Consider the following 13,547-nt stretch of genomic DNA (forward strand, 5'->3'; position numbering starts at 1 on the left):
CACTCCGGCCAACGACTTCTCCGTCGCCGTGTCGCCGGCCTCCGGTTCCGTGGCGGCGGGCTCGTCGGCCTCGACCACCGTGCAGACCCAGACCACGGCGGGCCAGGCGCAGACCCTGGCGCTGACCGCCACGGGCCTGCCCTCCGGGGCGACGGCGTCGTTCAATCCGGCCTCGGTCACGTCCGGTTCGAACTCCACGCTGTCGATCAGCACGACGGCGTCGATCTCCTCGGGCACCTACCCGATCACCGTCCGGGCCGCGGGCACGACGACCAAGACCGCGACCTACACGCTGACGGTCACCGGCGGCACCGGCCCGCAGATCCCGGACATCGACATCAACGCCGTCAAGGCGCACCTGACCGCGTTCGGCACGATCGCCTCGCAGAACGGCGGCAACCGGCGTTCGACCTCGGCCGGCTACCGCGCGTCCGTGACGTACGTGAAGGACAAGCTCACCGCGGCCGGCTACTCGGTCACCGAGCAGCCGTGCACCTCGGGCTGCACCAGCGGTGCCGGTCCGAACGTCATCGCGGAGTGGCCCGGCGGCAACGCGAACAACGTCTACATGTTCGGCGCCCACCTCGACGGTGTGTCCGCGGGCCCCGGCATCAACGACAACGGCTCGGGCTCGTCGGCGTTGCTGGAGACCGCGCTCGTGCTCGCCCAGCGCAACCCGTCGATGCTGAACAAGGTCCGCTTCGGCTGGTGGACCGACGAGGAGCAGGGCCTCAACGGCTCGCGCTTCTACGTCTCGCAGCTCCCGTCCGCCGAGCGCACGAAGATCAAGACCTACCACAACTTCGACATGGTGGGCTCGACCAACGGCGGCTACTTCATCAACAACATCACCTCGGCGCAGTCCACGCACATGAAGGCGTACTGGGACTCCCTGGGCCTGCAGCCGGAGGAGAACACCGAGGGCCGCAACCGTTCCGACGACGCGTCCTTCACCAACGCGGGCATCCCCGCCTCGGGCTACGCGATGGGCGCGAGCGCCCGCAAGACCGCGGCGCAGGCGACGAAGTGGGGCGGTACCTCGGGTGCCGCGTTCGACCCCTGCTACCACGCCTCCTGCGACACGACGGCGAACATCAGCGACACGCACCTCAACCGCGCGGTCGACGGCATCGCCTACACCGTGTGGAAGTCGGCCGTCGGCACCGGTACGCCGGGCGCGGACTTCTCCGTGTCGGTCTCGCCGGCGTCCGGTTCGGTGGCGGCGGGCTCGTCGGTCTCGGCCACGGTCGGCACCGCGACGGTGAGCGGCGACCCGCAGACCGTCACGCTGTCCGCGTCCGGACTTCCGTCCGGCGCAACGGCTTCGTTCAGCCCGGCGTCCGTCCAAACGGGATCGAACTCGACGCTGACGATCAGCACCACGGCGTCCGTCGCGCCGGGCACCTACTCGGTGACGATCACCGCGGCGGGTACGAGCACCCGCACGGCCGGTTACTCGCTGACCGTCACGGGCGGCGGTGGCGGCAGTTGCAGCGGCACGAACCCGAACGACGTCGCCATCCCGGACGCGGGCGTCGCGGTCGACAGCGACGTCGTGATCTCCGGTTGCGCCTCCACACCGTCCGCCAGTTCCGTGGTCACGGTGCGGATCGTGCACCCGTACATCGGTGACCTGACGGTGGCCCTGATCGCACCGGACGGCTCGTCGTACACGCTGCACAACCGCACGGGTGGTTCCGCGGACAACATCGACCGCACCTACACGGCCAACGTGGCGGGCGAGGGCGCCAACGGCACGTGGAAGCTCCGTGTCCGTGACCTCGCGGCGTCCGATGTCGGCTCGATCGACACGTGGGGCATCAACCTCGCGCCGTAGCCGGTATCGAGAGTGGCCTCTTGGTTTATGCCTTGACTGGGTATTCTGAGAGGCCACTTTTCCGGCGACCATCAGTGCCGTGACCACTCAGAACACCATCACGATCGCCGAACTCGACGCCGGAGACACCGCCCAGGCGTTCGAGGTGATGCACGAACTCCGCCCGCACCTGACCGACGCCGACGAGTTCGTCGAGCGCGTGCGGGAGCAGCGCCGCGAGGGGTACCGCCTGGTGGTGTCCTACGACGAGACGGGCCGTCTCGTCTCGCTGGCCGGGTTCCGGCACCTCAACAGCCTCTACGCGGGCTCGCACCTCTACATCGACGACCTGGCCACGTTGTCGTCCGCGCGCGGGCAGGGGCACGCGGGCGCCCTGCTGCGATGGGTCGACGAGGAGGCCCGTCGTCTGGGTTGTGCGGGCGTGCATCTCGACTCCGGCACGCCCCGGCATGCCGCCCACCGGCTCTACCTGGCGTCGGGCTTCGTCATCCCGGCGTTCCACTTCGCCAAGAGCTTTTGAAACGGCGTCGCGCCCACGCCGTGCAGCGCGACGCTGCCCAGGACGCACCCGACCGTGATCGTCAGGATCGTGTCGGCGGCGCCGCCTTCCGGCAGCCGGTTGAAGGCGAGCAGGCCGAACACGATCGTCGTGGTGCCGCGCGGGCCCAGCGCCCCGATGAGCAGGCGTTCACGGCGGCGCATCCGTGAGCCGGTGAGGGCCAGGAACACGGGGCCCAGCCGGACCACGGTGAGCACGGCCGCGCAGAAGAGCACGACCTGCCACGAGACGCCCAGGTAGAACGTCAGCACGGCGGCGATGCCCACCACGAACCACATGGTCATCGTCAGCAGGCCGGTGACGTCCTCCAGCAGGTGCAGGTCGCTGTTCAACGCGTCCGTGCGCGCCTCGGCCCGTCCGGTGCGGACCCGGCGGGCCTTGAGCAGCCGGTGCACGTACCGGAAGGTGATGCCGCAGACGAACGACGCGACGAAGCCGTTGCCGTCGATCGCGACCGTCGCGGTGTAGGTGAGCAGCGGTGCCAGCAGCACCGCGACGCGCGCGGACTGGTCGCTCACCCAGCCCGCCTGGTGCGCGAGGTCCATCAGCCAGCCGAGCAGGGCGCCGATCACGACGCCGGCCACCAGGGCCTTCACCGCGAACGGCAGCACCGTGGCCAGCGCCTCGAGCGGCGTGCGTTCCTGGGAGTCGTCCCCGGCCAGGATGAGCGCGAACAGGAACAGCGGCGTCACGATGCCGTCGTTGTAGCCGCTCTCGACGTTCAGCGTGCCGCGCACCCGCACCGACAGCGCACGGTCGCGCACCACCCGTTCGGCCGGTGCGAAGTCGATCGGCACCGTCACGCACGCGATCAGCACCAGCACCGCCCACGACAGGGTGGGGAACAGCAGCCAGCCCAGCAGCGCGGCCACCGCGATGCTCAGCGGCATGGCCACGAGCAGCACCCGCGCCACGAGACCGGGGTAGGCGCCCCACAGCCTGCCCGCGCGGACCTCCGTCGCGTCGACGAACAGCAGCACCGCGAGGATGATCTCCGCCGCGTGCTGCACCGACTCGGTGTTGAGGCCCTCCGCGATGGCGTTCGGCTCGGACAACCCGACCGCGACCCCGGCGAGCACCATCACCAGCGGCGCGCCGAGGAGCCAGCGGTCCAGCCGGTTCGCGGCCAGCGATCTCACGACCATGGCGAACGCGGCGGCGAGCAACAGCGAGTTCATCCGCCCATCTTGGCCTCTGTGTCCTAAGAGGACATCCGCAGGCGACCCGACGATCGTCTGGACTCCGGCGATTCACCTAAACCGGAACGCCGCGCTGTACGTACACCCAGACATGAGCGGATCTCAGTCCGGTAACGAGAGGGCGCCACATGGGCAAACACCACGATGACAACCGCCGGGCCAAGGTGATCGCGGGCGCCATCGGGCTGGTCGCCGTGGCGATCACCGCCTCGACGTTCACGGCGAGCCAGGCGGCACCGGAGCAGCGTGCCGATCCCGCCAGGGCGACCGAGACGTTGCGCGAGAAGGCGTCGGTGGCGGGGACCGCGTGGGCCGTGAACCCCACGACGAACGAGGTCCTCGTCACCGCCGACAGCACGGTGACCGGCGCCAAGTGGGACAACCTGGTGTCGACGGTGAACTCCATGGGCGCCGGGGTGAAGCTGCAACGCACCGCCGGGACGTTCAAGCTGTTCGCCGAGGGTGGTGACGCGATCTTCGCCGGAAACAGCCGCTGTTCGCTCGGCTTCAACGTCGTGACGAACGACAACCGTCCCGCCATCCTCACCGCCGGCCACTGCACGGCCGCGGGCAGGCAGTTCTCCCTGACCCAGGGCGGACGGGCCGCCGCCACCGTCGCGCGGTCGACCTTCCCCGGCGCAGGCGACTTCGCCCTGCTCACCTACAACAACCGCGACACCGCCGCGCCCAGCGAGGTGGACACCGGCAACGGCCGCAAGGTGCGCATCCAGCGCGCGGCCGAGGCGCGGGTCGGCACGCAGGTCCAGCGCATGGGCAGCACGACGGGCCTGCGCAACGGCCGTGTCACCGGCCTCAACGCCACCGTGAACTACCCGGAGGGCCGTGTCACCGGCCTCATCCAGACGACCGTCTGCGCGGAGGGCGGCGACAGCGGCGGGCCGATGTTCACCGCCAACGGCAACGCGATCGGTCTCACCTCGGGCGGAAGTGGCGACTGCCGCCAGGGCGGCGTGACGTTCTTCCAGCCCGTCACCAGGGCGCTCGCCGCGGTCGGCGCGCGCATCCCCTGACTCAGGCGGCGTCCCGCCTGCTCACGGGACGCAGCCTGATCCGGCGCCGCACGCGATGCCGTCCAGCAAGGTCCACCGCGCTGGGAGGTGTCGCGTGCGGTGTCGTTGTGCGCCAACGGTGTCCGGTTGATCAGCGGCGCCAGACCGTGCCACGGCGCTCGTACTCGAGGACGGTCTCGGCGCGCTGGGCCACCTCCGCGCCGACGAACCGTTCGACCAGCCACAGCGCCACCTCCAGACCCGAGGTGATGCCACCGCCGGTGATCAGGTCGCCGTCGTCGACGACACGGGCGTTGATCACCGTCGCGCCCTGGGCGGCGAGGTCGGCCTTGGCGCCGGTGTGCGTGGTCGCGTTGCGGCCCCTGGTGATCCCCGCCCCGGACAGGACCATCGTGCCGGTGCAGATGCCGACCGGCAGCGCCTTCGACTCGGTCAGCCTGCGCAGGAAGGCCTTGTCGCCGATCAGGTGGTGCACCCCCGGTCCGGTGCGGTTGGCGTACCCGCCGCCCGGCACCACCAGGACGTCCGCATCGGACGGCGACCAGGCGTTCGGCACCTTCACCTGCGTGCCGTACGTGCAGGTCACGGTGCGCGGGCGATCTGTCGAGACGAGGGTGGTGCGCAGGGCTCCGCTGAGCTTGCCGGCCAGGCCGAGCACCTCGACGGGGGCGATGAAGTCCTGCTCCTCGATCCCGTCGAACATCAGCACCTGCACCCGCAACGGACTCGCGGCGGTCGCGGTGGCGGTCGTGGTGAGTCCCAGTGACAGCGCGGAGGCGCGCAAGAAGGTTCGGCGTTCCATGGCTCACAGGTCGGCGGGGAAGCGCCTCCGGTTCCCTCGAAGGGGTGAGACCGGGAACTTCTCCGCGCTCCCGGCCGACCAGTGGACGGGTCACGCCGGACCGGTCACGAGATCACCTGTCCGGCGTCACCGGGACACGGCCTGCGCGAAGGCGAACACGTGGTCCGGGTCGTACCGGGCGGCGACCTCCTCCAGCCGGGCGAGGTTGCCGCCGTAGTACGCCTCAGCCCACCGCGGCATCTGCGGGTCGATGTAGTTGACGTACCCGCCGTCGCCGACCAGCGCGCCGAGCCCGTCGCGGATCGTGGCGAGCTGTACCCGCGCCTGCTCGGCGGCCTCGGGCGGTGTCTTGAGGTAGATCTGCACGTTCGCGAGTGCCTTGCGGTGCGGGAACGCGGTCGCGTCCGGCGCCACGGCGGCCACCGCGCCGCCCAGGCCGTCGAAGATCAGGTAGGTCTCGTCGGACTGGCCCGCCAGCAGTGCCACGGCCTTCGCGGGGTCCGCCATCGGCTCGCGCACGATGCGCGACGACGCCACGGCGGACTCGCGGGTGATCGGGCCGCCCGCGAAGTACCGGGTGGCCTCGGCGTAGGTCTGCGGCTGGATGAACCGCTGCGCCGGTGCCGGCAACCGGTTCACCAGCGCGGCGAGCTCGCCGACCGATCCTGCGAAGTAGCCGCCGATCTTGCAGCTCGGCTGGGGTCCACCGCGCACCACCACGTTCGACCACAGCTCGTCGGGCGCCTCCGCGATCCACCCCTGCCACGCGCCGAGCGCGTCCGCCGCGTCCGGGTACGACAGCGAGAACACGGTGACGTCCGGCGCGGGCACGGTCGAGAACACGAACTCGGTGACGATCCCGAAGTTGCCGCCGCCCCCGCCGCGCAACGCCCAGAACAGGTCCGGCTCCTGCTGCGCGGACGCGGTGACCACCTGGCCGGAGGCCGTCACCACGGTCGCCGACACCAGGTGGTCGCACGTGAGCCCGTACTTGCGCGACAGCACGCCGATTCCGCCGCCCAGCGTCAGGCCCGCGACGCCGACGGACGGGCACGTGCCGGTCGGCAGGCAACGGCCCGAGGCCAGCAGCGCCCGGGACACGTCGCCCAGAGCGGCACCGGACCCGATGCGCACCTGGTCACCCGGCAGGACCTCGACGCCGGCGATCCCGCGCACGTCGACCTGCAGGCCCCCGGCGGGCGACGAGTACCCGGCGTAGCTGTGCCCGCCGCTGCGGGCCGCGATGGCCACGCGCCCGCGAACGGCCTCGACGCACGCCTGCACGTCCGCGGCCGAGGTGACCTTGGCGACGGCGGCGGGTTTCTGGCCGTCCCACACCGGGTTGAAGCCCTGGTAGGCGAACCCGTCGTCCCCGGCGAGCACGAGCCGGCCGGACAGCTTGGAGCGCAACGCGGTCCAGTCGGGCGGTCCACTCGGAACGGACGAACTGGACGGTGGCGGGACCGGGGGAGCGGGGGAGGAGCAGGCCGCGAGTGCCGCACCGGCACCGGCGAGCCCAGCGACCTTCAGAAACCTGCGTCGATCCACCTCTCCCATGCTGGCACGTCATGATCAGCTCCGCATTCCGTGCTACCTCAGGTGGACTTCGCACCAGCCCACAGCGTGATGCGGGGTGACGAGCCGAAGATCCACGCTGCAACGGTGGCACTACTTCGAACAACAGCACTCGTGGCCGTCCTGGGACTGGTTCCGCTCGCACCCCAGGCCCACGCGACCCCGGACCTCGGCTGGGGCGCGTGCGACAAACCCGTCGCGCAAGGAGTTGAATGCGGCACCCTCACGGTGCCGGTCGACTGGGCGAAACCCGCCAAGGGCACAACAGGTCTGCGCGTCTACCGGTGGAAGGCCGAGCACAGCAAGGGCACGATCCTGGGCTTCCCCTCCGGCCCCGGACAGCCCGGCGACTTCACCTTCGGCACCCTGCGAGGCGCCCTGCCCGGTTACGACCTGATCGCGCTCGACCCTCGCGGTGTCGGGGAGAGCCACCCGATGACCTGCGACTTCGACAAGATCCTCAAGATCCCGTACGTCCCGCCGACGGACGCGGCGGCGTTCGAGACCCTGAAGCAGGACCAGAAGGCGTTCTGGTCCACGTGCACGACCGGTGTGCCGGGCCTCGACGACCACCTCGACGCCTACAGCACCGCGAAGGACGCGGACGCGTTGAGGAAGGCCGTGGGCGCCGAGCGGATCAGCGTGTACGGGCTCTCCTACGGCACGTTGCTCGCCGAGCGCTACCTGGAGAAGTTCGGCCGGCACGTCGACGGCTCGATCATCGAGGGAGTGATGAACCCGGACCAGGGCCGCCGGGAGTTCATGACCACGGCCGCCGCGGGGGTCGAGGCGATCTTCACGAAGTTCACGGAATGGTCGGCCACAACCCCGGAGAGCGCTTTGCACGGCCAGAACCCGGCCGACGTGTTCCGCAAGGCGCGGCAGAACGCCGGCAGGCTCCCCGGCACCTTCCACGGTTTCCCGTGGTCCGAAGCCATGATCACGCGCTACTTCGAGATCTTCGCGCCACGCGACTTCGCCGGGGTGGCGAAGGGGCTGCGCGACCTGGCGGACGGGCGCAACCCGTTCCCCGGCGAGCCCGGCGGTGAGGAACCACCGGAGCGGTTCGAGTACGCGGACCCGAACACCTGCTCGGACTGGCCGTTCGCCGTGCCGGACGTGCACGAGGCCCGCGAGGACCTGAGGTCCACGAGGAAGGCGGCGCCGGTCGTCGGGTTCTCGACGAACTCCAGCAACTACTCGTCGATCTGCGTGGGCGGCCCGAGGACCGGACGGCCGAAGCCGGTGTCCTCGCGCAGCCCGAACCCCACGTTGCTGCTGAGCAACACGCTCGACCCGGCGACACCGAAGGCCTGGGCGGACGCGGTGCAGGAGCAGTTGGGGCGCAAGGCGATCCACGTCGTCACCGATCAGGTCGGGCACGGCGGCGGCATGGACGACCCGGTGACGCTGCGGAAGGTGCGGGACTACATGGCCAGCACGACCCGGCCGTGAGCGTTGCGGTGCCAGGCATCCGTGACGTCGGCGAGCGGCACGACCTCGTGGTCGACGGTGAGCGCACCCGCCGCCGCGTGCCGGGCGACCACGGAGATGGCGTCGGCGCGCTGCTGCGCGGTCAGCTCGTTGTTCGTGTAACCGGTCAACCGCAAAGACCTGCTGCGCAACGTGGACGAGGTGATCGGGCTCGTCTCGCCCGCCGACCCGCCGAGGTTCACCCACCGGCCGCCCGGCCGCAACGCCTGGGCGGCCGCGGCGGCGGGAGGTCCGAACAACGGGTCGACCAGCAGGTCGGCGCCCCGGGCTGCCTGGGCGACGTCCTCCAGCGCGACCACGACGTCGGCTCCCGCCCGTGCCGCGCGGTCACGGCCCTCCGCCGAACGCACGGCGGCCACCACCCGTCCGGCACCGGCGAGACGGGCGAGCTGGATCGCGGACTGACCGACCGCGCCGCAGCCGAGCACGACCACGGACTCGCCCGGTGTGAGCGAGTCCAACGCCCTGTGCGCGGCCACGGCCGACAACCCGAGAGCGGCCATCACGACCGGGTCGACGTCCGGCAGGAACACGAGATCCTCCGGACGCGTCAGGGCTTTCGCGGCCATGCTCCCGTCGCCGGGGGACATCCCGGCGCTGGTCGGGAACCACACGACACGACCGTCGACGGTGCCGATCCCCTGCACACCAGGCACATAGGGCGTGTCGGGCACGCCGAAGTACGACGTGCCGCTGGCGCACAAGCGGTCCAACGGCGTGATGGGCGCGGCGAGGACGTCCACGACGACCTCGCCGGAAGGCTCGTCCCGGTCAACGAGCGACGGAGGCTGACCGGGACGAACGACTACTGCGGCGCGCACGGCTGCAAGACGAAGTCGTACACGGCCAGAACCCAAGGCACGGCGGAGTCGCCACCGTCCGGCGTCGGACCGGGCGCGTGCTGCTCGAAGCTGACCACCAGCTCCTGCTTGGTGCCGAACACGACGTCGCTGTCGAGGTACTCGGCACCCTCCTCGAACAGGTGCGTGATCAGCGGCTCGAAACCCTCCGCGGTGACCAGGAAGTGCACGTGCGCGGGCCGGAAGTGGCTGATCTCGGTCTGCCCGATCAACGCGCCGACCGGCCCGTCCATCGGGATCGAGTAGCCCTTGGGCGTGATCGTGCGGACGCAGTAGGTGCCGTCCGGTTCGGCGTGGTACTTCGCCCGCAACCGCGCCTCGTCCACGTCGAGCTGGGCCTCGTAGGCGCCCTCGGCGTCGGCCTGCCAGACGTCCAGCACGGCGCCGGCCACCGGTGAGCCGTCCAGCGAGCGCACGGTCCCGGTGAGGTAGAGCGGAGTTCCGTCGACGTCGTCGGACATGTCACCGCCGAACCCGAGTTCGGGGGAGCCGTCGATGTGGAACGGCCCGAGCACGGTCGCCGGGGTCGCGCCCTCCTCGAACTGATGGTTCATCTGGACGACGAGCATGCTCAGCCCGAGCACGTCCGAGGCCAGGATGAACTCCTCGCGCTTCTCGTCGCTGATCTGCCCGGTCGCGGTGAGCCACCCGATCGCCGCCATCCACTCGGCCTCCGTGAGCCGCACCTCGCGCGCGAACTCGTGCAGGTGCCGGACCAGCGCGGTCATCAGCACCGCGGTCCGCGGGTCCTTCGCGGTGGCCCAGCGCTGCTCCGCGAGCGCGGTGATGTTGTCCTCGGTGACGAGCTGCATTGCTCACTCCTCGACAGGTGCGACGGACCTGGTGTTCGTGTCGACTGAAAGGAAGATCTCGTTGGCGACGGGGTTGCGCAACTCTTCGGCGAGCTGCCCGATCAGCCCGGCGGTGCGGGCCAGCAACGCGAAGCCTCGCAACAACTCCAGCGGCAGGCCGAGGTCGGCGAGCACCGCGCCGCACGTGCCGGCACCGTTGAGCGGCAGCGTCTTGCCGAGGACCTGCGGGTGCACCCGCCCGATCGCGGCGAACAGCGAGAGGTGCGGCCCGACCAGGCCTTCCTCCTCGGCGATCTCGTAGAGCCGGGCGGTGCGGGGGTCGCCGTTCTTGTGCACGTGGTGGCCAAGTCCGGGGATGCGGGCTTTGCCTTGCGCTCGAACGGTTTCCAGCGCCAGTGCGTCCCAGTCCGGCGACGGGTTGGCGCGCACGACGTCGTTGAGGAACCGGCCGGCGTCCTCGGTGACCCCGAGGAACCGCGAACCGCCGCCCAGCAGCCCGGCGGCCAGCGCGCCCTGCACGGAGTCGGGCGCGGACAGGAAGGTCAGGCGGCTGACGATCGCGGTCGGTGTGAACCCGTGGTCGGCCAGGGCGGCCAGCACGGCCTCGAACAACCGCGTCTCGCCAGGACTCGGCCGGCGCTGGGTGGCGAGCCAGAACGCCAGCTCGCCGAAGCCGACGGTGCCCATCACGTCACGCGCGAGGTCCTTGCCCAGCAACGTGATCGTGTCGGGTGTGGACGCGCCGAGCGCCGTTTCATAGACCGTCACGGTCCTCCTTCAACCACGTGCGCAGCTCTTCTCCGTGCTCGTCGAGCGCCGGGGGCGGCAGCCGGTAGACCGCCGGTGTCTCCGAGAAGCGGATCGGGTGCCGGGTGGTCGGCACGTCCCCGACCACCACGACCGGGTCGAGCCCGAACCGTTCGGCCATCGCGAACCCGCCGTCGATCGTGTTGATCGGGCCGCACGGCACCCCCGCCGCCACGAGCAGGTCGAACCACTCGACGGCGCCGCGGGTCCGCAGCCGTTCCTCCAGCACGGGCCGCAGCTCCTCGCGGTTGCGGGTGCGGTCGGCGTTGCGGGCGAACCGCGGGTCGTCCGGCACCTCGGACAGTCCCAGCACCTCGCACAGCCGCCGGAACTGACCGTCGTTGGCGGCCGCGACGATCAGGTCGTTGTCGGCGGTCGGCAGCGGTTCGTACGGGAACACGCTGGGGTGGGCGTTGCCCATCCGGAACGGCACGACATCGCCCGCGACGAACGCCGAACTGTGGTTCACCAGCCCTGTCAACGCCGACGACAGCAGGTTCACCTCGACGAGCTGACCTTGCCCGGTGGCGTCGCGGTGGCGCAACGCGGCGAGGATGCCGATCACGGCGTGGTTGCCCGCCATCACGTCGAACACCGAGATGCCCGCGCGGTACGGCGGCCCGTCCGGGTCACCGGTGAGGCTCATCAGCCCGGAGATCGCCTGCACCATCAGGTCGTAGCCCGGCACGTGCTTTCCCTCGCCAGAGCCGAAACCCGTGATCGACGCGTAGACCACGCGCGGGTTGTCCGCGCTGACCGAGGCGTGGTCGAGCCCGAACTTGGCCAGGCCACCCGGCTTGAAGTTCTCGATCACCACGTCCGCGCGCCGGGCGAGCTCCCGGCCCAGCGCGGCGTCGTCCGGATCGCGGAAGTCCAGGGCGATCGACCGCTTGCCCCGGTTGATCCCGAGGTAGTAGGTCGAGACGTCCTCCCGCACCGGCGGCGTCCAGGTGCGCGTCTCGTCCCCGGCCGGGCCCTCGACCTTGACGACGGAGGCGCCCATGTCGGCCAGCAGCATGGTCGCGTACGGGCCTGCCAGCACGCGCGAGAAGTCGGCTACCAGCAGGCCTTCGAGTGGACCACCCATCAGACGGACGTCCGGGTGTCGCCGCGGTACTCGGTGTAGGTGTAGGGGTTGTCCAGCACCTTGGACTCCGGGACGTCCGGGTTCATGCCCTTGTGCCACGCTTCCTCGCCCAGCTGGGCGCGCAGGTGGTCGACGGTGTTCAGGACTTCCGAGCGGATCGTGCCGAGGTCGACGCCGACGAGCTTGTGGTCGCGCTTCACGATCCGGCCGTCGACGAGCACGGTGTCCACATCGGACCGTTGCGCCTGGAACGCCACGTGCCCGTACGGGTTGAGGATCGGGAACATCGCGGGGGAGTTCTCGTTGCGCAGCAACACGATGTCGGCCTTCTTGCCCACTTCGAGGCTGCCCAGGTCCGCGTCGCGTCCCAACGCCCGCGCGCCGCCCATCGTCGCCCACTGCACGACCTGCTCGGCCCGCAACGACGAGTGCGTGACCGTGTCGTTCTTGCTGTGAGCAGCCATGTGCTCACGTGACCTGTCGGCGCCCAGCGTCGTGCGCATCGCGGAGAACAGATCACCGCTCCACCACACCGAGGTGTCCATCGACAGCGACACCGGGATGCCGTGCTCGCGGATCGCCCAGGTGGGCGGGTAACCCTGGCCCGCGCTCTGCTCGCTCTCGGTCGACACGGAGATCGAGCCGCCGGTCGCCGCGATGCGGTGGTAGGAGTCGGCGGACAGCGTCGCCGCGTGCACGTAGATCGACTGCGGCGTCATGAACCCGTTCTCGTACATGAGCCTGATGCCGTCGTCGTTCGTCGCGCCCCACACGCCCGCGTGCGTCGTGACGGGGACGCCGAGCTCACGCGCGACCTCGAAGGCGGGCTTCTCGGGGAACGACGGGTCGCCGGTCACGTCGAACGCGAGCTGGAAGCCCAGCATGTCGTCACCGGTCATCCGGCGGGAGACGAAGTCGCGGAACTCGGGCTTGGCGGTCCACGAGGCCGGGCTGTCCTGGATGTTGCCGTACGCCAGCACGAACCGGCCCGGCACCGCCTGCAACGCGTCGACGGCGGCGTCCGCGTGGTCGGTGGTCTGCAGGCCGTGCGACCAGTCGACGGTCGTGGTGACACCGGCGTCGAGCGCCTCGGCCGCGCCGAGCAGGTTGCCCGCGTGGATGTCCTCCGGCCGGAAGACCTTGCCCCACTCCAGGTAGTACCAGACGAAGTACTGGGTGAGCGTCCAGTCGGCGCCGTAGCCGCGCATCGCGGTCTGCCACATGTGCCGGTGCGTGTCGATCATGCCCGGCATGACGATGCCGTTCGTGGCGTCGATCTCCTCGGTCCCCTCCGGCACCTCCAGCCGCGGCCCGATCGCGGCGATCCGGTCGCCGGCGACGAGGACGTCGTGGTCGACGAGCGGCGGACGGCCGTCCATGGTGAGGACAGTGCCGTTTCTCAGGACGACGGAACTCATCGGAGAACTCCTTGACCGTCTGGCGGACAGGTGTCCGTTGAATCGTCAACCTTCGACGGCCCCAGG

Annotated in this window: 12 protein-coding genes and 1 pseudogene; 5 read left to right on the plus strand and 8 right to left on the minus strand. The window is 70.6% G+C overall.

Annotated features, from left to right (window positions below; translation table 11 throughout):
- Positions 1-10: 10 nt before the first annotated feature.
- From PV646_RS16200 to PV646_RS16210, 3 genes and pseudogenes are all read left to right on the plus strand, one after another.
- A pseudogene (locus PV646_RS16200) lies at positions 11-1,492 on the plus strand (M28 family peptidase); the annotation flags it as partial.
- A 111-nt stretch (positions 1,493-1,603) separates the two neighbouring features.
- Positions 1,604-1,837, plus strand: a complete 234-nt coding sequence (locus PV646_RS16205) for a proprotein convertase P-domain-containing protein (RefSeq protein WP_500345017.1) — start codon at positions 1,604-1,606, stop codon at positions 1,835-1,837.
- A 79-nt stretch (positions 1,838-1,916) separates the two neighbouring features.
- Positions 1,917-2,357 carry a GNAT family N-acetyltransferase gene (locus tag PV646_RS16210; RefSeq protein ID WP_500342600.1) on the plus strand — a complete coding sequence of 147 codons (441 nt, stop codon included), beginning with the start codon at positions 1,917-1,919 and terminating at the stop codon, positions 2,355-2,357.
- Here PV646_RS16210 and PV646_RS16215 read toward each other — a convergent pair.
- Positions 2,303-3,574, minus strand: coding sequence for a cation:proton antiporter (locus PV646_RS16215; protein WP_500342602.1), 1,272 nt, complete (start codon positions 3,572-3,574; stop codon positions 2,303-2,305). The two genes, PV646_RS16210 and PV646_RS16215, sit on opposite strands and share 55 nt — an antisense overlap.
- A 149-nt stretch (positions 3,575-3,723) precedes the next feature.
- Here PV646_RS16215 and PV646_RS16220 point away from each other — a divergent pair, with 149 nt between their 5' ends.
- Positions 3,724-4,626: a S1 family peptidase gene (locus PV646_RS16220; RefSeq protein ID WP_500342604.1), complete on the plus strand. Its 903-nt coding sequence runs from the start codon at positions 3,724-3,726 to the stop codon at positions 4,624-4,626.
- Between the two features lie 130 nt (positions 4,627-4,756).
- Here the strand turns inward: PV646_RS16220 and PV646_RS16225 are convergent, their stop codons facing one another.
- The gene (locus PV646_RS16225; RefSeq protein ID WP_500342605.1) at positions 4,757-5,428 is read right to left on the minus strand and encodes a DJ-1/PfpI family protein; all 672 of its coding nucleotides are present in this window, start codon (positions 5,426-5,428) and stop codon (positions 4,757-4,759) included.
- A 126-nt stretch (positions 5,429-5,554) separates the two neighbouring features.
- Complete coding sequence (locus tag PV646_RS16230) at positions 5,555-6,985, minus strand: FAD-binding oxidoreductase (protein WP_500342607.1); 1,431 nt, start codon at positions 6,983-6,985, stop codon at positions 5,555-5,557.
- Positions 6,986-7,090: 105 nt separating this feature from the next.
- On the opposite strand from PV646_RS16230, the gene PV646_RS16235 reads away from it, so the two are divergent.
- Positions 7,091-8,458, plus strand: coding sequence for an alpha/beta fold hydrolase (locus PV646_RS16235; RefSeq protein WP_500342609.1), 1,368 nt, complete (start codon positions 7,091-7,093; stop codon positions 8,456-8,458).
- Here the strand turns inward: PV646_RS16235 and PV646_RS16240 are convergent.
- The 5 genes from PV646_RS16240 to PV646_RS16260 are packed head-to-tail and all read right to left on the minus strand — an operon-like array spanning position 8,431 to position 13,481.
- A complete protein-coding gene (locus PV646_RS16240; RefSeq protein WP_500342611.1) occupies positions 8,431-9,318 on the minus strand; it encodes a quinone oxidoreductase family protein in 888 nt (295 codons plus the stop codon). The two genes, PV646_RS16235 and PV646_RS16240, sit on opposite strands and share 28 nt — an antisense overlap.
- Positions 9,303-10,169 carry a dioxygenase family protein gene (locus PV646_RS16245; protein ID WP_500342613.1) on the minus strand — a complete coding sequence of 289 codons (867 nt, stop codon included), beginning with the start codon at positions 10,167-10,169 and terminating at the stop codon, positions 9,303-9,305. Before PV646_RS16245 ends, PV646_RS16240 begins: the two co-directional genes overlap by 16 nt.
- A 3-nt stretch (positions 10,170-10,172) precedes the next feature.
- Positions 10,173-10,937, minus strand: a complete 765-nt coding sequence (locus tag PV646_RS16250) for a citryl-CoA lyase (RefSeq protein ID WP_500342615.1) — start codon at positions 10,935-10,937, stop codon at positions 10,173-10,175.
- A complete protein-coding gene (locus tag PV646_RS16255; protein ID WP_500342617.1) occupies positions 10,924-12,063 on the minus strand; it encodes a CaiB/BaiF CoA transferase family protein in 1,140 nt (379 codons plus the stop codon). Before PV646_RS16255 ends, PV646_RS16250 begins: the two co-directional genes overlap by 14 nt.
- A complete protein-coding gene (locus tag PV646_RS16260; protein ID WP_500342619.1) occupies positions 12,063-13,481 on the minus strand; it encodes an amidohydrolase family protein in 1,419 nt (472 codons plus the stop codon). The genes PV646_RS16255 and PV646_RS16260 overlap by 1 nt, the downstream gene beginning before the upstream one ends.
- Positions 13,482-13,547: the final 66 nt, after the last annotated feature.

This window comes from Streptomyces sp. ID05-26A, from assembly GCF_033794685.1.
Lineage (GTDB): Bacteria > Actinomycetota > Actinomycetes > Mycobacteriales > Pseudonocardiaceae > Lentzea.